This is a genomic window from Luteibacter sp. 9133, from assembly GCF_000800155.1.
Lineage (GTDB): Bacteria > Pseudomonadota > Gammaproteobacteria > Xanthomonadales > Rhodanobacteraceae > Luteibacter > Luteibacter mycovicinus.
Map to the genome: position 1 here is coordinate 3,939,075 of NZ_JUHO01000001.1, position 19,798 is coordinate 3,958,872.

Annotated in this window: 15 protein-coding genes; 3 read left to right on the forward strand and 12 right to left on the reverse strand. The window is 65.3% G+C overall.

Annotated features, from left to right (window positions below; genetic code table 11):
- Positions 1 to 18: 18 nt before the first annotated feature.
- From FA87_RS17200 to FA87_RS17250, 11 genes are all read right to left on the reverse strand, one after another.
- On the reverse strand, positions 19 to 1,512 hold the full coding sequence (locus FA87_RS17200; protein WP_239709119.1) for an efflux transporter outer membrane subunit: 1,494 nt from the start codon (positions 1,510 to 1,512) through the stop codon (positions 19 to 21).
- Entirely contained in the window at positions 1,499 to 2,674 is a 1,176-nt protein-coding gene (locus FA87_RS17205) for an efflux RND transporter periplasmic adaptor subunit (RefSeq protein ID WP_043696269.1), read from the reverse strand. Before FA87_RS17205 ends, FA87_RS17200 begins: the two co-directional genes overlap by 14 nt.
- Positions 2,664 to 5,864 (reverse strand): efflux RND transporter permease subunit, encoded by a 3,201-nt coding sequence (locus FA87_RS17210; RefSeq protein ID WP_036109790.1) that lies wholly within the window; start codon positions 5,862 to 5,864, stop codon positions 2,664 to 2,666. The genes FA87_RS17205 and FA87_RS17210 overlap by 11 nt, the downstream gene beginning before the upstream one ends.
- Before the next feature lie 80 nt (positions 5,865 to 5,944).
- On the reverse strand, positions 5,945 to 7,318 hold the full coding sequence (locus FA87_RS17215) for a HAMP domain-containing sensor histidine kinase (protein ID WP_239709121.1): 1,374 nt from the start codon (positions 7,316 to 7,318) through the stop codon (positions 5,945 to 5,947).
- Positions 7,302 to 7,982, reverse strand: coding sequence for a response regulator transcription factor (locus FA87_RS17220; protein WP_043696272.1), 681 nt, complete (start codon positions 7,980 to 7,982; stop codon positions 7,302 to 7,304). Before FA87_RS17220 ends, FA87_RS17215 begins: the two co-directional genes overlap by 17 nt.
- A gap of 82 nt (positions 7,983 to 8,064) precedes the next feature.
- The gene (gene rpoH, locus FA87_RS17225; RefSeq protein ID WP_036109786.1) at positions 8,065 to 8,925 is read right to left on the reverse strand and encodes an RNA polymerase sigma factor RpoH; all 861 of its coding nucleotides are present in this window, start codon (positions 8,923 to 8,925) and stop codon (positions 8,065 to 8,067) included.
- Positions 8,926 to 9,166: 241 nt separating this feature from the next.
- Positions 9,167 to 9,874, reverse strand: a complete 708-nt coding sequence (gene ung, locus FA87_RS17230) for a uracil-DNA glycosylase (protein WP_043696274.1) — start codon at positions 9,872 to 9,874, stop codon at positions 9,167 to 9,169.
- Complete coding sequence (locus FA87_RS17235; RefSeq protein WP_051943227.1) at positions 9,871 to 10,710, reverse strand: response regulator; 840 nt, start codon at positions 10,708 to 10,710, stop codon at positions 9,871 to 9,873. Before FA87_RS17235 ends, ung begins: the two co-directional genes overlap by 4 nt.
- A 15-nt stretch (positions 10,711 to 10,725) precedes the next feature.
- Positions 10,726 to 11,706, reverse strand: coding sequence for a permease-like cell division protein FtsX (gene ftsX / locus FA87_RS17240; RefSeq protein WP_043696277.1), 981 nt, complete (start codon positions 11,704 to 11,706; stop codon positions 10,726 to 10,728).
- On the reverse strand, positions 11,703 to 12,380 hold the full coding sequence (ftsE, locus tag FA87_RS17245) for a cell division ATP-binding protein FtsE (protein ID WP_036109778.1): 678 nt from the start codon (positions 12,378 to 12,380) through the stop codon (positions 11,703 to 11,705). Before ftsE ends, ftsX begins: the two co-directional genes overlap by 4 nt.
- Positions 12,381 to 12,512: 132 nt before the next feature.
- Complete coding sequence (locus tag FA87_RS17250) at positions 12,513 to 14,276, reverse strand: DEAD/DEAH box helicase (RefSeq protein WP_043696282.1); 1,764 nt, start codon at positions 14,274 to 14,276, stop codon at positions 12,513 to 12,515.
- Between the two features lie 432 nt (positions 14,277 to 14,708).
- Between FA87_RS17250 and trxA the strand changes: the two genes are divergently transcribed.
- Both trxA and rho read left to right on the forward strand, forming a co-directional pair.
- Positions 14,709 to 15,035, forward strand: coding sequence for a thioredoxin TrxA (gene trxA / locus FA87_RS17255; protein WP_043696284.1), 327 nt, complete (start codon positions 14,709 to 14,711; stop codon positions 15,033 to 15,035).
- Between the two features lie 151 nt (positions 15,036 to 15,186).
- Positions 15,187 to 17,052: a transcription termination factor Rho gene (gene rho / locus FA87_RS17260; protein ID WP_081996633.1), complete on the forward strand. Its 1,866-nt coding sequence runs from the start codon at positions 15,187 to 15,189 to the stop codon at positions 17,050 to 17,052.
- A gap of 220 nt (positions 17,053 to 17,272) precedes the next feature.
- Here the strand turns inward: rho and FA87_RS17265 are convergent, their stop codons facing one another.
- Positions 17,273 to 18,172 carry a DUF3800 domain-containing protein gene (locus tag FA87_RS17265; protein ID WP_081996634.1) on the reverse strand — a complete coding sequence of 300 codons (900 nt, stop codon included), beginning with the start codon at positions 18,170 to 18,172 and terminating at the stop codon, positions 17,273 to 17,275.
- A gap of 248 nt (positions 18,173 to 18,420) precedes the next feature.
- On the opposite strand from FA87_RS17265, the gene FA87_RS17270 reads away from it, so the two are divergent.
- Positions 18,421 to 19,791, forward strand: a complete 1,371-nt coding sequence (locus tag FA87_RS17270; RefSeq protein WP_043696285.1) for a glutamate--cysteine ligase — start codon at positions 18,421 to 18,423, stop codon at positions 19,789 to 19,791.
- The last annotated feature ends 7 nt before the right edge of the window (positions 19,792 to 19,798 follow it).

Here is a 19,798-nt window from a genome sequence, read left to right on the forward strand (position 1 = left end):
ACAGGCCGACCGACAACCTCATGTCGTCGACCAGCCACCACCCAGCGCACGGATCAGCTGCACACTGGCCCGGAGCTGCCGCGTCTCCAGGTCGATCACGCTACGCCGTGCGTCGAGCGCGGTCGTCTGCGCCTGCACCACGTCGAGGTAGCCCACCGCGCCTTCACGGTACCGGTTCAGCGACAGGTCGACCGAACGCTGCGCCGCATCGGCGGCGGCGCGCTGGTCGTTCAGCGCCGAGCCGAGATCGCGCAACAGCGTCAGGTTGTCTTCCACCTGCGCGAACGCATTCAGCACGACATCGCGATAACGCGCGCCAGCTTCATCGGTCGCTGCCTGTGCCTGCGCCACGACCGCCTTGCGGCGACCGCCGTCGAACAGGTTGAGCGCGAGCGTGGGGCCGATCGCCCAGAAACGGTTCGGTGCGGTGGCGATGCTGCCCCACGCCGAGCTTTGCCAACCGCCCTGAGCGTCCAGCGTCAGCTGCGGGTAGAACGCCGACCTGGCCACACCGATACGCGCGTTGGCGGCGGCGGTACGACGTTCCGCCGCGGCGATGTCGGGACGACGCTGCAGGATCACCGACGGCACCTCGACCGGAATCGTCGGTACCTTGACCTGCTCGTCGTCGGTGGCGAGCTGGAAGCTCGACGCCGAGTCACCGACGAGAACGGCGATGGCGTGCAACACCAGCGAACGCTGTGCCTGCGCCTGGGTCAGCTGCGATTTAGCGCTGGACAACTGCGTCTGCGCACGCGCGACGTCGAGCCCGGAAGCGATACCTCCTTCATGGCGCGACTGCGTCAGGTTGAGCGCCTTCGCGAAGGCGTCGATGCTTTCGTTCAGCACCTTGATCTGACGATCGAAGCCATTGAGCTGGAGGTAGCTGTCAGCCAGCTGCGCCTGGAGACTGAGACGTGCGGAGGCGAGATCCGCCGCGGATGCCGCCTGCTCCGCCGTGCCTGCGGTGACGGTGTCGCGCACGCGACCCCACAGGTCGATCTCGTAGTCGAGCTGCGCGCCGATGGTGTACGAGTTGTAGTAAGTCGGCGACGTGGCGCCGCGAAGCGGACGCGTGTCCGACTCGCGGTTACGCGTGCCGTTACCGTTCAGGCCGATCTGCGGGAACAGCCCCGCACGGACCTGGCGCGTGAACGCCTCGGACTGTTCGTAGTGGGCGAGTGCGGCCGCGAGTGACGCGTTATTCGCGACGAGCTTTGCCTGCAGGTCATTCAGGCGGCTGTCGCCGTAGAGCTTCCACCAGCCGTCGCGATCGAGGTGATCGGCGGGCCTGGCTTCGGTCCACGGCGATTCCGCGTTGGCGTATTGCGGGGCGACGGGGACGTCGGGGGTCTTGTACGCGGGTGCGAGGGAGCAGGCTGACAGGCCCAGTGAGACCACGAGGCCGGCGAGGATCGATCGTGTCGGGGAGCCTTCGCCGACAGGGTTGGCTCCCATCACAGCCCGCATGGCCAGGCCGGTCCGCTGCCGTGTGGAATCACGCCTTGGCATGGTCGGCTTCCGCTTTCTTCGGCGCGTTGACGCGGACGGTGTCGCCATCGGCGAGGCCATCGGGCGGACTCTCGATCAGGCGATCGCCCTTGGCGATGCCCGAGCCGAGCTGCACGGTCTTGCCCATGTCGCGCGAGATGGTGACGTCCTTGAACTTCACCTTGTTCTGCGCATCGAGCACCGCCACGCGCAGGCCCTTGTCGTCGAAGACGAGCGCGCTTGCCGGCACGTTGAAGAGTGCCACGTTGCCAGGAAGGTCGAAGGTGACGCTCGCGTACGCACCCGGCAGCAACTTGCCGTCCTGGTTGTCGACGGATACCTGCACCAGCGTGGTGCCGGTCGCCGCGCTGATCGACGAAGACGACGATTCGACCGTACCGGTGAAGGTCTGACCGGGGTATTCCGGCACGGTGAGCTTCACCGTAGCGCCCTGCTTGATCGACGGCGCGTAGTTCTGCGGCACGTTGACGTACATGCGCAGCTTGCGCGTGTCCGACACGACGAACAGTTCCTGGCCACCGCCACCGGCGTTGATCAACGCGCCGACGTCGGTCTCGCGAGCGGTCACGGTACCGTCGAATGGCGCGGTCAACTTCGCGAAGCCCTTGAGTGCCTGAATGCGTTCGAGATTCGCCTGCGCCGCGGTCGCCAGCGCGTGCTTGGCGTCGTAGTCACCGGTCTTCTCGTCGACTTCCTGCTTGGAGACCGAATCCGAGTCGCGCATGGACTGCCAGCGCTTCGCCGTGGTCTGCGCCAGCGCCTCGTTGGCACGCGCACTGGCGAGATCGGCTTTCGCCTGGAGCAGCTGCTGATCGAGATCGGGGGTCTCGATCTCGGCGAGCACGTCGCCTGCCTTCACCTTCTGGCCAATGTCGGCCTTCCAGTATTTCAGGTAGCCGCTGGTACGCGCGTAGATGGGCGCACGGGCATAGGCCTGCAGCCGGCCGGGAAGGTTGAGGTCTCCACCGCCCTGCCCGCCTTCCGGGCTGACCACGTTCACCGTGGGCACGGCCTGATCGTCGGTCCACTCGCGCAGCTTATGCGAGTCGTTGGCGCGTGTGGCGACGCCGGCGACGACGATGGCGAGAACCACGATCGCGGCGATGATGCCAGCGAGACGGAGACGGCGCGGCGGAGGGGTGTGCAAGGTATCAGGCGACATGGACGGGCTCTCCGGAATTCGCCGGGGTGGGGGACGGGTGACCACGACGCGCGTGGATCATGCTGAAGACGACGGGGACGAAGAACAGCGTGGCGGTGGTGGCGAAGATCAGGCCACCGATGACGGCGCGACCGAGCGGCGCGTTCTGCTCACCGCCTTCGCCCATGCCGAGTGCCATCGGCGCCATGCCGATGATCATCGCCAGCGCGGTCATGAGGACGGGACGGAAGCGGACGAAGCCGCCCTCGAGCGCCGCGGCGGTCGCGTCGCCGAGCTCGGCGAGCCGCTCGCGACAGAAGCTCACGACCAGGATGGAGTTGGCCGTGGCCACACCCATGCACATGATCGCGCCGGTAAGCGCGGGCACCGACAAGGTCGTATGCGTGGCGAACAGCATCCAGATGATGCCCGCGATGGCGGCCGGCAGCGCCGTGACGATCACGAAAGGATCGCTCCACGACTGGAAGTTCACCACGATGAGCAGGTAGATCAGCACGATCGCGCCGAGCAGACCGAAGATCAGGCCGGAGAAGGCGCTGTTCATAGTCTGCACCTGACCCAGCAAAGCGGTGCTGGACGCTTTCGGCAGGAACTTCTTGTTCGCGTCGATCACTTTCTGGATGTCCGCGGCGACCGCACCGAGATCGCGATCCTGCGTCGTCGCGAAGATCTCCACCATCGACTGAATGTTGTACTGGCTGACCACCGAACTCGACGTCGTGCGCGAGACCGTGGCCAGGCCGCCGAGGACCTGCGAGCCGCCACTGCCCGTGCTCGGGCTGATCGGAACGTTCTCGAGGTCCGGCAGCGAGTCGATGCTGTACTGAGGCGTCTGCATCACGATCGGATAGGACACGCCGTTCTGCGGATTGAGCCAGAACGTCGGTGCGATCTGACTGGAGCCGGCCAGGTTGACGCCCAGGCTGCTGGTGACGTCACGCTCGGTGATACCGACCTGCTGCGCACGACTGCGGTCGACGTCGACCTTCAGCGTCGGACTGGCGTTCGATTGCTGGATGCGCGCATCCGCCACGCCCGGAATCTTGCGGATATCGCGCAGCAGCCGGCTGGCGTAACCGAAATTGGCGTCGAGGTTCGGACCACGCACCTGCAGGTCGATCGGTGCGGGCGAGCCGAAGTTCAGGATCTGACTGATGATGTCCGCCGGCGGGAAGGAAAACGTCACGCCGGGAAACTCACGCGGCAGCTTCTCGCGCATCTCGCGCACGTAGTCGGCGGTGGGCGCGTGCCCCTCGTTGAGCGCGATCTGGATGTCGCCGTCCTGCGAACCGACCGTACCGGTGTTGTTGTACGTGTTGTTGATGCCCGAGGAGGACAGGCCGATGTTGTCGACGACGGTGCCGAGCTCTTCCCTGGGCACGATGCGGCGTACGGCGTCGGTCACTTCGGCGAACAGACGCGCGCTCTCCTCCACGCGCGTGCCGATCGGCGCGCGGACGTGCATGAGGATCTGCCCCGAGTCCACCGAAGGGAAGAAGTTGCGACCCAGCATCGGCACCAGCGCGAAGGACAGCACGACGAAACCCATGAACCCGATCACGAACGCCTTGCGATGATCCAGGGCCAGTCGCAGCAGTCCGTGGTAGCTCTCGCGGATCTTCTCGAAGCGCGCTTCGAAGCGACGCTGGAAACGCACCAGGGGATTGCGCGACGGCGCCTTACCCTCGCCGTGGGGATCGTCGTGATCGTGCGGATGAAGCAGATACTTCGCCATCGTCGGCACCAGCGTGCGCGAGAGAATGAACGAGGCGATCATCGCGAACATCACCGCCTCGGCCATCGGCACGAAGAGGAAGCGGGCGACGCCGTTGAGGAAGAACATCGGCACGAAGACGATGCAGATGCACAGCAACGAGACGAAGGCCGGGGTGACGATCTGCGCCGCGCCGTCGAGGATCGCCGTCTCCACGTCCTTGCCCTGCTCGAGATGCCAGTTAATGTTCTCGATGGTCACCGTCGCGTCGTCCACCAGGATGCCGACGGCGAGCGCCAGGCCGCCCAGAGTCATGATGTTCATGGTCTCGCCGATCGCCGAGAGCGCGGCGATCGAGCCGAGGATCGCCAGCGGAATCGATGTGGCGATGATGACCGTCGAGCGCCAGCTGCCGAGGAACAGCAGGATCATCAGACTCGTGAGCGCCGCCGCGATGATGCCCTCGCGGGCCACGCCCTCGATGGCCCCGCTGACGAACAGGGACTGGTCGCCGATCGGTGCGATCTTGAGATTGGCCGGAAGACCGTCCTTCATTGCCGCCACGCGCTCCTTGATGCCGGCGATGATCGCCAGCGTGGAAGCGGAACCGTTCTTCAGCACCGTCATCAGCACCGAGCGGTTGCCGTCGACGTGGACGATGTTGGTCTGCGGCGGCGATCCGTCGCGCACGTTGGCGACGTCGCGGATGAACACGGTGGCACCGTTGACCGTCTTCACCGGCAGGTTGCCCAGTTCGTCGATCACCGAGGGCGAGTTGTTGAGCTGCAGGGTGTATTCGTACTTGCCGATCTTCTGCGTACCCACCGGCGTGATCAGGTTCTGCGCCGCGAGGGCGTTGGCCACGTCCTGGGCCGACAGCCCGCGGGCCTGCAAAGCCGGCGGATCGATGTCGATCTGCACCTGGCGGGTCTTGCCGCCGAACGGATACGGAATGGCGGCGCCGGCCACCGAGGTCAGCTGGGGTCGGATGATATTGAGGCCCAGATCGGCCAGGTTCTGCTCGGTCAGGCCGTCACCGGAGAGCGCCAGCTGGATGATCGGCACCGTCGAGGCGTTGTAGTTGAGGATCAGCGGTGGTGTCGTGCCCGCGGGCAGCTGGCGCAGCAGCGTCTGGGCCACGGCGGTGACCTGCGCGTTAGCCGTGCGGATGTCCACCGTCGGCTGGAAGAAGATCTTGACGATGCCGAAGCCCTGGATCGAGTTGGCCTCGATATGCTCGACGTCATTGACCGTGGTGGTGAGCACCCGCTCGAAGGGCGACGACACGCGGCCGACCATCTGATCCGGCGGCAGGCCGGTGTACTGCCAGACCACCGCGATGACGGGAATCTTGATGTCGGGAAAGATATCCGTCGGCGTGCGCAGCGCGGCCAGCGGACCCACGATGAGGATCAGCAGGGCGAGGACGACGAAGGTATACGGTCGCGAGAGTGCGATCCGGACGATGCCAATCATGAGGGACGGATTCCGTGCGCGAATGTTGCGTCGCGGCGAATTTTGCGCCCATGACGATCGTCGTCGTAGTTAAGATTTGTTTATGAGCTTACGACCGGGGGGCAGGTTACTGAAAACACAGCGCCTTTTTCGTCCCCACCGACCGACAGCGAGTACCCGTGCAGACGAACGATCGCGCTGACGATGGCCAGCCCCAGACCGCAACCGGGCTTGGTACGGGTTTCGTCCCCGCGGTAGAAACGACGGAACACCGCCTCGCGCTCGCCCTCGGGAATACCGGGGCCTGTATCGGCGATATCGATCCGCGCGTCGCCGGCGGCGTCGGTGGTCGCGACGAGGCGAACCGCCCCGCCGTCCGGGGTGAACTTGATCGCGTTGCCGACGAGGTTGGCGAACGCCTCGAACATCAGTTGCGGATCGCCTCGCAGCGGCGGCAGTTTGTCCAGCCGGATCTCGAAGGCCTGCCCGCGGTCCTCGGCGAGCGGCGCATAGAAGTCATGGACGTTGCGCAGGACCGCGCCGATGTCCAGTTCCTCGAAGCAGGCGCTGCGCTGGCGATCTTCCAGTTCGGACACGCGCAGCAGCGCGCGGAAGCGTCCCAGCACCGTATCGATCTCGGCAACGCACGCTTCCAGCTGATCGCCTTCGGGCGTCTCGGCGAACTGTTGCTGCAGACGGTAAAGCCGCGTGCGCATGCGCGTCAGCGGTGTGCGAAGGTCGTGGGCGATGTTGTCGCTGACGCCCTTGACCTCGCCCAGGAGGCGCTCGATTTCGCCCAGCGTGGTGTTGACCGTCGCGGCGAGCAGGTCGACCTCGTCGCCGCCGCGGCTCACGGGCAGACGCACGCTTAGGTCGCCTTCGCGGATGGGCTCCATGGCTTGCTGAATCGCACGGATGCGGCGGGCTGGCCCTCGTGCGATGAGCACGCCGCCCAGTACGCCCGGGATCAACGTGAGCGACAGGCCCCAGAGCAGGCCGCGCCGGATGATCGCACCGAGGCCGTCGATCGTGGTGCTGTCCTTGATCACGACCAGGCGGCGTCCGTCGGGGAGCTCCCGCGTGATGCCGCGTGCCCGCATCGGCGTATCGCGCGAGGCATCCACCAGCATGGCCTTCACCGAGGTCACGGTGCCGTCCTCGCTCAGTTCATCCGGTACGCGGGCGATGTTGCCGGCGACGCGCCGGCCATGGGCATCGAACAGGCCCACGCGCATGAAGCCCTGGACGTCGACCGCACTGGCCGTCGCCACCGTGTCCGGAAGGTTCCGCGCGTCGGTGCCTTCCAGATAATGGATGCGTGCGACCAGCATCTGGTCGACCACGCGCGACAGGTAGCGTGACGCCTCCCACTGCACCACGCCAAGCAATACGACACACCAGATCGCGAACAGCGCCCCGTAGATGAGGATCAGTCGTGAGGTGGCGGAACGCCAGGCGTCAGTCAGCGGGCGCAAGGAGATACCCCGATCCACGAACGGTACGAATCAGAGGCACCTGCCCCGTGCCGTCGATCTTGCGGCGCAGGCGTCCGATATGGACGTCGATCACGTTGGTGCCCGGATCGAAATGGAATCCCCAGACGTGCTCGAAGATCATCTGCCGTGTGACGACCTGACCGGCATTGCGCATGAGGAATTCGAGCAGGCGAAACTCGGTGGGCAGCAGCGTGAGCGGCTGACCGCCGCGCAGCGCGTTGTGCCTGACCAGGTCGAGTTCGAGGTCGGCGACACGCAGGCGGGTTTCGTTGGCGGCGGGCCGGCGACGACGCAGCAGCACTTCCGCTCGCGCGGCCAGTTCGTCCGGTGAAAACGGCTTGGTCAGATAATCGTCGCCGCCGGCGCGCAGACCGCGCACGCGTTCGTCGACATCGGACAGCGCGCTGATCATCAGCACAGGCGTATCGATACGCCGCTCGCGCAGCGCGGACACGATGTCGATACCGTCCATGCCGGGAAGCATGCGGTCGAGAGTGATGATGTCGTAGCCATCGGCCAGCGCGCGGGTCAGCCCGTCGCGGCCATTGGCTACCCACTCGGCCGTCAGGCCGTGCGCGCTCAGCTCCGCGACGATGTCGCGGGCGGTGACTTCATCGTCTTCGATGACCAGTGCCCTGGGCATCCGCTTCGACTCCTGACTCAAAGGGGCAACGGAAAACGGCCCCACGAGGGGGCCGCTCCGGATCTTACGCCGAACGGGGCACTCAGGCCGCGATGGCGACGCGCATCTTCTTCATGGCGTTCGCTTCGATCTGACGGATACGCTCGGCGGAAACGCCGTACTCGTCCGCAAGATCCTGCAGCGTGGCCTTGTTGTCTTCCGCCAGCCAGCGACGCTGGATGATGTCGCGCGAGCGGGCATCCAGGTTGCCGAGCGCCGACGACAGCGCGCCCATCTGGTTGTTGCTCGCGTCTTCCTCGGCGAGGTTGTCGTACGGATCGGCGCCTTCGTCGACGAGGAAGGCGGCCGGTGCCGGCTTGTCGTCGTCATCGGCATCGGCCGGGGCCTCGAAGCCCACGTCACGACCCGACAGACGCGATTCCATCTCGCGGACGGTGGCTTCCGGGACACCCAGGTCGTGAGCGACGACGCGGACTTCCTCGGCGTTCATCCAGCCCAGGCGCTTCTTGCTCTTGCGCAGGTTGAAGAACAGCTTGCGCTGCGCCTTGGTCGTGGCGACCTTCACGATGCGCCAGTTGCGCAGGATGAACTCGTGCATCTCGGCACGGATCCAGTGCACCGCGAAGCTCACCAGGCGAACGCCCTGATCCGGGTCGAAACGCTTGACCGCCTTCATCAGGCCGATGTTGCCTTCCTGGATGAGGTCCGACAGCTGCAGGCCGTAGCCGTTATAGCCGCGGGCCACATGGACCACGAAACGCAGGTGGGACATAACGAGCTGCTTGGCGGCGTCAAGATCGGCGTCGTCACGGAAGCGGCGCGCCAGCGACTGCTCCTCGTCAAGGCTGAGCACCGGGATGCGATGAACCGCCGAGATGTAGGAATCCAGACTGCCGACGACGCTCGGGAGCCCGTAGTTACGGGTAACGAGTGCTTGGGACATGTGTGGAACCTCCTGAAAGTCTGTATGCAGATTAGCAGTCCCGATGTGAGAGTGCTAAGTCAGCCCGAAGTTCATCGGTTAACTGTACGCTATGGTACAGAAATACCCCCGGCCTGTCCAGAGTCGGTGCCGGGGTGTTCAGGAGGCAGACGGCTCCCCGGCCGCGAAAACACGGCGCCGAGGGCGTCGACGGCGGCTATGTGTCCGCCGTTGCTACAGTTATTGGGGCTTGAAGCTGACTTTAAAGGGCGGAGACCAAAGCGGCCTTTGGCGGCAGCGACCAGTCGATCGGCGCCTCCCCGCGTGATTCGAGGTACGCGTTCGTATCGGCGAAGTGCCCGCAGCCCAGAAAACCGCGATGCGCCGACAGCGGCGACGGATGCACGCTGCGCAGAATCTTGTGGCGCCTGGCGTCGATCAGCTGGCCCTTCTTCTGGGCATGGCTACCCCAAAGCAGGAAGACCAGGCCCTCGCGCTCGCGGTTGAGGGCGTCGATCGCCGCATCGGTAAATCCTTCCCATCCCTTGCCCTGGTGCGATGCAGCCTGTCCCGCTTCCACGGTAAGCACCGCGTTGAGCAACAGGACGCCCTGATCGGCCCAGGGCGTGAGGCATCCGTGGTCGGGGCGCGGTATACCGAGGCTGGCCTCGGTTTCCTTGAACATGTTTTGCAGAGAGGGCGGCACGCGGACGCCGGGCCGCACGGAAAAGCTCAGGCCGTGCGCCTGTCCGGGACCGTGGTACGGATCCTGGCCGAGGATGACGACGCGTACGCGATCGAAAGGCGTGTGCGCGAACGCATTGAAGATCTCGGGGCCGGGCGGGTAGATGACCTTCCCCGCCGCCTTCTCCTCGCGCAGAAATGCCGACAGCGCCAGCATCTCCGGACGATCGAGGTAATCGCCGATCCGCTCCTTCCACGATGCTTCCAGCTTGACCCGCTCGTTCAACCTTCCGCCCTTTCGCGCAGGTGTAGCGCCACCCGCAGCTGGAACAACAGCTTCGTGATCAGCAACTTTTCTTCCACCGGCTTCTCGACGAGATCGTTCGCGCCGGCGCGCAGCAACGCGGCCTGGTTCGCGGGGTTTTCGTCGCCGGTCATGATCAGCGTGGGCAGTTGCCCCTTGCCGTAGCCGAACTCGTTGCGGATGCGTTCGACGAGATCGCCACCGGTGAGTTCACCCTTGAGGCTGACGTCGGTAAGGACGATGTCGGCGCCCATGTCGCCGCGGGCCTTCGCCTCGTGCAGGTACACGATGGCGTCTTCGGCGCTGATCACGTGGTGCACCGTCAGGCCGTACTTTTCCATCATGCGGCGCGTGGCCAGGGCGACCACACGACTGTCCTCGACGTACAGCACCTCGCCCTCGGCACCGCCTTCCGGGCGCACGTAGCCACGGATGAATTCAGCCAGCGCGCCGAAGCCCAGTGACTTGTCGAAGTAGTCGGTGACGAACTCGCCGAGTTCCCGGCGATGAAGGCGCTCTTCCACGTCGCCGGAGACGACGACGATCGGCATGTAGATCTGCGGCGCGGATTCGCGCACGAAGCGTGCGATGTCCAGACCGTCCATGTCGGGCAGCCGCAGCGCCACGGTGACGAAGTCGAAGACCCCTCGCTGCAGTTCGGCTTGCGCCTCCGCGCCGGTGGAGACGCCCACGATCTCGACGCCCGGCACCTCGGCGCTGACCACGCGCGAAATCAGCTGGCGGACGACCTTGGAGCCGTCGACCAGGAGAATCCGCGGCGCCGCGCCGGCAACGCCTGAACCGATGTGAGTCGCCACCCCAAATCCCCTTGTCTAGACCGCCGCGGCGCGACGGATCTGTCGTGCACTCACCAGACGGGCACCCAGCCAGCCGAGCAACGCGGCGGCGACGGGTACCGAAAGCAACAACCACGCGGGCAACCCGCCGAAGCTCACACTGCCATCGTACGCGGCCGCAAGACGTCCCACCGGGCCGGCCATCGCAAGTTCGAGCACGACGGCCAGCACCACGGCCAGAACGCCGGCAAGAAACCCGAGCCAGATGCCCGCGTAGAGATAAGGACGGCGCACGAAGGGACGGCTGGCACCGATAAGCAGCAGCACACCGATCTCCGCGCTGCGGCTCTGGATATCGACACGAATGGTGTTGCCGACCACCAGAAGGGCCGCGATACCCAGCAAGGCCGCCAGCAGACTCACCGCCCGTGTGCCCACGCCAAGCAGCGCGTCGAGACGCTGGCGCCATGCGCCGGTGTCCTGAACCATGTCGACGCCCGGTGTGGCCTTCATCGCATCGACCAGGCGTCCGGCATCGTCAGCCGCCAGACCCGGCCGGGGCTGGACCGAGAGGACGTATGGCAGCGGATTGACGTCGAGGGACTGCAGGGAGCCGGAAAACCCCTGGACTTCGGCGAGCTCATCGAGCCCGTCCTTGGGCGTGCGAACGACGACGTCCGCCACTTCCGGGCGCCCGCGCAGCGCGGAGGCGGCGGTTTCCGCCATGGCCGCGTTCTGGCCCGGCTTCATGAAGGCGCTGATGGACTGGTTGCGGCCCAGCGCGTCGCCCATACGCTCGACGTTGCCGAGCAGGAGGTAAAACGCGAGCGGCAGAGCCAGGGCCACGCCCATGACGGCGACGGTCAGCAACGTGCTGAGCGGCCGGGCCGCCAGACGGCGCCAGCTGATCGACAGGCTCCAGGCGTGATGCTCGCGCCAGGCGCCGACCTTGCGCCCTTCGCTGCGCTGGGTCTTCGGCGGCTCCGGCGGACGACGGGATTCGCGAACGGTATTCATACGACCTCCGTCGCAGGCACGTCGGCCACCAGCTTGCCGTGGTCGAGTACGACCACCCGCTTCTTCATTCGCTTGATCAGCATGAGGTCGTGGCTGGCCACGAGGACGGCCGTGCCGACCTGCTGGAACTCCGCAAAGAGGGTCATGATTTCCATGGCCAGCTGTGGATCGAGGTTGCCCGTCGGTTCGTCGGCAATCAGGACCGCCGGCTTCGCGACGATCGCGCGCGCGATACCGACGCGCTGCTGCTCACCCGTGGACAGCGCCTCCGGCAGCTGTTTTTCGTAGCTGAGCAGGCCGACCTTTTCCAGAGCGGCGCGCACGCGACGCGACCGGTCGGCCGGCGCCACGCCGGCGATCACCAGTGGCAGTTCGACATTGGCGAAGACCGTGCGATCCAGGAGCAGGCGGTGATCCTGAAAGACCATGCCCAGCTTGCGGCGGATGCGCGGGATATCCGACGAGCGGACCGTGTTGAGTTTCTGGCCGTCGAGGGTGACGACGCCGTTGGTCGGCCGTTCGATCATGGCCAGCAACTTGAGCAGCGTGCTCTTGCCGGCGCCGGAATGGCCGGTAACGAAGGCCATTTCACCGGCCGCGACCTGGAACGATACATCGGTAAGGGCCTGGTGACCGCCCTCGTATCGTTTGCTCACCAGATCGAAACCGATCACCGCATTACCTGTTGGCCCGTTGGACCCCAGAGGATAAGGGATGTCGGGTGGGTTGTGCGGGGTGGAACGTGCCGGGCATGTGCCGGACGGGATGCAGGAGCGCGCGCGGGCGCGCTCCTGCCGGTCGTGGGTTTACCGACCGCCGAACAACCGGCCGATGCGGCGGAAGAAACCGACCTTCTCATGCGTATGCGGTGCAGGCGCCGGAGCGGCAGCGGCAGCGGTCGGGCGGTTCGCTGCGACCTGACGCGACGGGCGGCTGCCCTGACGCGACTGACCATCCGCGTGACGCGACGGGGCGGCTGCCTTCGGGCCTGCGGCCTGATCGGTGGCGCCGCTACCCTCGACGTTCTCCACGCCTTCGCGCGCGCCGCGGCCACGACCACCGCGACGGCGGCGACGCTTCTTCGGGGCGCCATCGGCAGCGATGGCCTCGGCAGCGGCCGGCAGCTCCTCGACCGACTCGGCAACGATCACGGTCTTTACCGGGACCTCCGTGGAGGCGGCGGTGAAGCCACCGACCGGGGTGTCCTCGCGCGGCGGGCGCGGGCGACGCTCGCGGCTGCCGGAGCGCTCGCCCGAGCGGGAACCGCCACGACCACCCTCCCGACCGCCACGACCGCCCTTCTCCGGCGGTGCGCCGCGCGTCGGGATGTGACCGCCCGTATCGTTCGGATCGTCGACTTCGTCCTGCACGCCGTCGGCGCGCGGGCGCGGCGCCGGCATCACCAGCATCTTCGCTTCGATCGAGGCGGTCGGAATCTTCTGGTTGATGTACGTCTCGATGTCCGGAAGGCCCATCGCGTAGAGGTCGCAGGCGAAGCTGATCGCGTCGCCTTCAGCGCCCAGGCGGGCCGTACGGCCGATGCGGTGCACGTAGTCCTCGGCATCCTGCGGCAGGTCGTAATTGAAGACGTGACTGACGGCGGGGATATGCAGACCGCGCGCAGCGACGTCGGTCGCCACGAGCATGTCGATCTGGCCGTCCTGGAAACGCTGCAGCAGCTTCTGGCGCTTGACCTGCGGCACGTCGCCCGAGATGGCGCCGACACGGAAGTTGTGGCGCTTGAGACGATCGGTGATGCGCTCGGCGGCGGCCTTGGTATTGACGAAGATGATGCTGCGCTCGGCCTTGGTCTCTTCGAGCAGGTTGAGCAGCAGCGGCATCTTCTCTTCCTTGGACGGGAAGTAGACGACCTGGCGGACGCGGTCGGCGGTGACGTTTTCCGTCTCGACGACCAGCTTTTCGGCCTCGTGCATGTGCTCGTAGGCCAGCTCCAGCACGCGATGGCTCAGCGTGGCGGAAAACAGCAGCACCTGACGCTGCTCGCGGGCCGGCAGGCGGCGGAAGATGAAGCGGACGTCCTTGATGAAACCAAGGTCGAACATGCGGTCGGCTTCGTCGATGACCATGACTTCGACCGAGCCGAAGCCGAACACGTCCTGCTTGTGGTAGTCGAGCAGGCGACCCGGCGTGGCGATGATGATGTCGCAGCCGTCGCGCAGCTGCTGGCGCTGCTTGTCGTAATCGACGCCGCCGTAGATGAGCGCGCTGCGCAGACCGGTGGCCTTGCCGATGGTCTGGAAGTCCTTCTCGATCTGGATGGCCAGTTCGCGGGTGGGCGCGATGATCAGGGCGCGCGGATCCGCGTCGCGGCGGTTGGGCGCGGCCGGATGCTTCAGCAGGCGGTCCATCAGGGCGACCAGGAAGGCGAAGGTCTTGCCCGTGCCCGTCTGCGCCTGACCCGCTACGTCACGGCCCGTCAGGGCGAGCGGCAGGGTCAGCGCCTGGATGGGCGTGCAGCGGGTGATGCCGGCGGCGGCAAGGCCCTGATGGAGAAGCGGATGAAGGTCGAGGTTTTCGTAGAAGACGTCGGTGAGAACGGTTTGGGACATAGGTTATGAATGGCCTGGCGTCTCGTCGCGCGGAGGCGCGACGGCATCCCGGCGGCCGGGCGGGCCTCGGGACGGTGGGTGATCCGGCCGGCGTCACGGGAGAGTCGGGGGCGGCCAGGTGTCAGTCCGGCGGCCAGACGACGCGCCCGGCGCACGATGGCCGGAGGCGGCGGCGCGCGACCCGACGGTTCCCGCTGGCATAGGTGAAGAGGCTTGAAACGATTAACCTTTTCACCTATGTCAACGGAAACCATCCCGTCGGCGCCCTTGAATCGCTTGAATCGCGCCCCTAGTTGCGTTGGAATGAGGGCCAGCGGCTGCAATGGCCAAGACCTTCGGTTCCGGTTGGACCCGCGACATGAGGCTCCTTAGTGTAGCCGATGCAGGCGTCACGGTCGTCAACCCCCTATTACCCCCATTCTGGAGATCACGGTGAGCGAAAAGATCACCCATACGAGCGACTCTGCCTTCCAGCAGGAAGTCCTCGATTCCGACACCCCGGTCCTGCTCGATTTCTGGGCCGAGTGGTGCGGCCCGTGCAAGTCGATCGCTCCAGTGCTCGATGAACTGGCCGGCGAGTACGAAGGCAAACTGAAAATCGTCAAGATCAACATCGACGAAAACCAGCAGACGCCCCGCCAGTTCGGCGTCCGTGGCATCCCGACCCTGATGATCTTCAAGGACGGCAAGGTCGCCGGCACCCAGATCGGCGCCGTCGGCAAGGGTCAGCTGACCCAGTTCATCGAAAAGTCCCTCTGAATTCCCCGTTTCACCCACGCCGCCGCGTGAGGCGCTTTACGCCGCGCCTCACGCGATGCTAGGCTCTAGGAGTTCGCCGGGACACCGCTTGTCCCCTCCAGTCGCGAACCCTCTCCCTTCTTCTTTTAACGGCGCCCCGTGAGGTTTGCCCGTGTCCGATATCGAAACTAAAGATTCCATCGACGCCAAGGGCGCCGGCGACCAGCCTGCGACCGAACCGCGTCCCCGTACGCGCCGAAAGGCGCCAGCCGCCGCACCCGCGGTAGAGACGAGCGCACCCGCGCCGGCTCCCGTCGCGCCGCCGGCGGTCAAGTCACCGCCGCCGCTGCCTCCGGTACCGACACCGGCGCCGCAGGCCGAGTTGCAGTTGAGCAACGCGCCGGCGTCACCGGCGGAGCCGCGTCCCGCGGCCCCGTCGACTGAAACGCGCGACGGCGGCCAGCCTGCCCCTTCGCAGGGCGGCGGTCAGGGTCAGGGTCAGGGCGGTCAGCAGCAGGCCCGGGGCGACAACCCCAACCAGCAGCCGAATCGCAACGACCGTAACAACCCGAACAACCCGAACAACGAGCGCGAAGGCCGGGGCCGTCGTCGCCGGAACGAACGCAACGACCGCGGCGACCGTGGCGACCGGAACAACCAGCAGCGCCCAGGTGGCGGTAACCCCGGCAACGGCGGCAACTATCAGCACCCGCGCAACAACAACGGTTATCCCGTCGACGATGACGAGAACGCCGACGCCGGCAGCAACGATCGCCTGATCAACCTGACCGAACTCAAGCGCAAGAACGCGATCCAGCTGCTCGAGTTCGCCGAGTCGCTCGGTGTCCGCGAGGGCGTGGCCCGCCAGCGCAAGCAGGACGTCGTCTTCAATATCCTGAAGGCCCACGCCCGTTCGGGCGGCGGCATCTGGGCGGAGGGCGTGCTCGAAATCCTCCAGGACGGCTTCGGCTTCCTGCGCTCGGCCGACGAGTCGTACCTGGCCGGCCCGGACGATATCTACGTCTCCCCCAGCCAGATCCGCCGCTTCAACCTGCGCACGGGCGATTACATCACCGGACGCGTCCGCCATCCCAAGGAAGGCGAGCGTTATTTCGCGATGCTCAAGGTCGACGACATCAACGGCGATCCGCCGGAGGCGTCGAAGAACAAGCTGCTGTTCGAGAACCTCACCCCGCTGTTCCCGCGCAAGTCGTTCAAGCTCGAGCGCGGCAACGGGTCCACCGAGGACATCACGGGCCGCATTCTCGATCTGGTCGCACCCATCGGCCGCGGCCAGCGTGGCCTCATCGTCTCCCAGCCGAAATCCGGTAAGACGATGATGTTGCAGAACATCGCGCAGGCTATCCAGTACAACCATCCGGACGTCCATCTGATCATGCTGCTGATCGATGAGCGCCCTGAGGAAGTCACGGAAATCGCGCGTACGGTTCGCGCCGAAGTCATCAGCTCGACCTTCGACGAGCCGGCCGTTCGCCACGTGCAGGTCGCCGAAATGGTGATCGAGCGCGCCAAGCGTCTGGTCGAGCACAAGAAGGACGTGGTGATCCTGCTCGACTCGATTACCCGCCTGGCCCGTGCCTACAACACCGTGGTACCGAGCTCCGGCAAGGTCCTCACCGGCGGTGTCGACGCCAATGCCCTGCAGCGCCCCAAGCGCTTCTTCGGCGCGGCGCGTAACGTCGAGGAAGGCGGCAGCCTGACGATCATCGCCACCGCGCTGACCGACACGGGCTCCAAGATGGATGAGGTGATCTACGAGGAGTTCAAGGGCACCGGCAACATGGAAGTGCACCTGTCCCGTCGTATCTCCGAGAAGCGCGTCTATCCGGCCATCGATATCAACCGCTCGGGCACCCGCCGCGAAGACCTGCTCATCGATCCGGACCTGCTCGCCAAGATCTGGATCCTGCGCAAGCTGCTGCACCCGATGGATGAGCTCGCCGCGATGGAGTTCATGCTCGACAAGATGAAGAACACGAAGTCCAACGACGAGTTCTTCAATTCGATGAAGCGCTGATCGCGCCGCATTGGATCTTGCGAAGAGGCCGCCCATCGGGCGGCCTCTTCGTCTTTGGAGTGCCAGCACACGCGCCGGTCAGGCAAGTGAGAGGCGCGCGCGAGAATTTGCAACGTATCGACGGCGAAGGGGGGTGCCTTGTGCCACTGGCCGCCCCCGTTCTAAACTTCACGCCTAAGTGGACTGGGGGTTCCCGGTCGGCGTCATAGCCTCGGTGAGTTCACCGGGGCTTTTCGCTTTCTGCGTCAGGGAAAAGCTTGAGCCCCCACCCTTCGAAGTCGACGCCAAGCTTTTTGCGCCCTCCTTTGCAGAAGAACTTACGCTTGAGCACCTCAAATGCCCGATTAGGGCTTTGCGGTCGAAGGACCGACAGGCCGATGGGCCGGGCTACGAGATCGGCGAGTTGCAGTCCAGAGGAGTTCGTCTTCTTGTCGGCGAATTTAATGGCGAATGGCAGCTGGCGCCCCCACCTGTTAGCGCCGTCACAAATTCTCCGGAATTCCAGCTCCAGATCACGATCTTCTTTTTTACCTCGGCACTCAACGACGACGTGAGTCGGACGATCGCCCTGTTCTTTCTCCTCAACAAGCTCAAACAGCGTCTCGAGACAGAATCCGAGAGCCAGATGGTATGGATTGCTTTCAAGCTGAGCACGCTCCCTGAGCCTCGCCTTGCTGATGACGCAGCTGATCAGAATAAAGTTGCTCGTGTCGATCAACCCAGTGAGCTCGTCAAGGAAAACTTCCTTTTCCAGGCGATTGTTGAAGCGGAAGATGCCCTTTTCCTTCCGTATGTCGTGTTCGTGAAGCACGACGATGTCATGCCCGAAGTGCCTGAACTTGAATGACTCGATCGCGGGGACGATGGCATCCGCATAATGCCCTTTGTGAAAGACACAAAATGCCAGCACGAAAACAGGATAGTTCGGGTCTACGGTTTCAAGACCATGATCGCCGCTCTCGTCAACGTAAACGACGTAGTTACTGAACCGGCCTGCTGGCGCCACGGCCAGAGCCTCATCGACCGCGTCATCGACCCCGGGCGACAACGGCAGCACCCATTGGTCGGTCGGCAACGCCTCAGGCTCTTGCTCCTTGCTTGACCTTCGCTTGACGGTCATCGCCTCATGACTCCCTTGTCGATGCATATTGCCGCCAGAGTATAGGAAGCATCGACGCATGCCTGGATAGCTGCGCGACTGACGAGCGCCAGGGTCGGCAAGGGCAGAAGGTCCCGACCTCCTCGTTTTCACCGACTCGCCGACGCATTTGCTACCCTGCGCCGCCGGCATGCCACCTTTTCCCGGCGGGCATGCGCCCCCATCTGGGCCGCATCCGGCCAAAAAGCCCCCTCTTCAAGGAAAGCCCCGTGTCCATCCCCAGCGCCGCCAAGAGCACGCCCATCGGCGACCGTGACGATCTGGTCGCCTATCTCGCCAGGGGCGAGAAGCCGCGTGAAGCCTGGCGCATCGGAACGGAGCACGAGAAATTCGGCTTCTACAGCGATGACCTCACCCCGCCACCGTTCGACGGGGACCGTCCGGGCATCCGCCAGCTACTGGAGACCCTGGCGACGCGCTTCGGCTGGGACGTGGCCCGTGAAGGCGACACCCCGGTCGCGCTGACCAAGGGCATGGCGAACATCACCCTCGAACCGGCCGGGCAGCTGGAGCTCTCCGGTGCGCCGCTGGAGACGATCCACGAGACCTGCGACGAAGTCACCAACCACCTGAAGGAAGTCCGCTCGGTGGCCGAGGAACTCGGCATCGGCTTCCTGGGAATGGGCTTCCAGCCCAAGTGGCGTCGCGACCAGATGCCGTGGATGCCCAAGGGCCGCTACAAGATCATGCGCGAGTACATGCCCAAGGTCGGTTCGCTCGGCCTCGACATGATGACGCGCACCTGCACGGTGCAGGTCAACCTCGACTACGCGACCGAGGCGGACATGGTGAAGAAGTTCCGCGTGGGCCTCGCGCTGCAGCCGATCGCCACGGCGCTGTTCGCCAACTCCCCCTTCACCGAAGGCAAGCCCAACGGTTACAAGTCGTATCGTTCGCACGTCTGGACCGATACCGACGCCGACCGCACGGGCATGCTCGACTTCGTTTTCGAAGACGGTTTCGGCTACGAGCGCTACGTCGACTACATCCTCGACGTGCCGATGTACTTCAGCTATCGCGACGGCAAGTATGTCGACCTGTCCGGCCAGGAGTTCAAGAAGTTCATGCGTGGTGAGCTGGCCGCCTTGCCGGGCGAGAAGGCCAACATGCGCGACTGGGCCGATCACCTGACCACCGCCTTCCCCGAGGTGCGCCTGAAGCAGTACCTCGAGATGCGCGGCGCCGATACCAGCACGTGGAACTCGCTGTGCGCACTGCCCGCGTTCTGGGTGGGCCTGCTGTACGACGACACCGCGCTGGACGCCGCATGGGACCTCGTGAAGGACTTCACGAAGGCCGAGCGCCACGCGCTGCGTGACGGCGTACCGAAGGAGGCGCTCGCGCTTCGCTTCCGCGACCACAGCGTGCGCGAGCTGTCACTGGAGGCGGTGAAGATCGCCCGCGAAGGCCTCAAGCGGCGCAACCGCACCGGTCACCGCGGCGTCGACGAATCCGTGTACCTCGAACCGCTGGAAGAGATCGCCCTCTCCGGCAAAACCCAGGCCGACACCAAGCTTGAGCTCTTCCAGAGCGAATGGAACGGCAGCGTCGATCCCGTGTTCCGCGACTACGCTTACTGAGTCATTG